1 pseudogene is annotated in these 343 nt (G+C 63.3%); it reads right to left on the reverse strand.

The features are described 5' to 3' along the window. Nucleotides 1-244: pseudogene (locus tag EN852_RS41910) on the reverse strand (hypothetical protein); the annotation flags it as partial. Nucleotides 245-343: the final 99 nt, after the last annotated feature.

The following is a 343-nucleotide window of genomic DNA, read 5'->3' on the forward strand; positions in this document are numbered from 1 at the left end:
GCGCAAGCCTGGCCAGGGTGCTCAGCCGCACCCAGACGATGCCATGCGCGCCGCTATAATGGTCGCGGAAAAAAGCCTCGCTTTGCGTCGATTCGGTCGGCGCCCAGCGATACCAATCGGGTCCGGCGAAGTCGCAGAAACGCCCGATCCCTTGCGACCAAAGCACGGAAGGAACGCTGAAAAACCTCAGCGCCCCGGAACGAATGGGTTTCTTGAGTTTTGCCCGCCAACGCGACATGCCCATGGGCAACCCTTAGCCCAGACGCCGTTATGGCCACAACGTCCGGCCTGCTTGCTCACACAGGCCAAGGCGGGCTCGTGGCGTCAGTCGTGCAGGTCCCGC

This window comes from Mesorhizobium sp. M2E.F.Ca.ET.209.01.1.1 (assembly GCF_004010375.2).
In the GTDB taxonomy this organism is placed as follows: Bacteria; Pseudomonadota; Alphaproteobacteria; order Rhizobiales; family Rhizobiaceae; genus Mesorhizobium.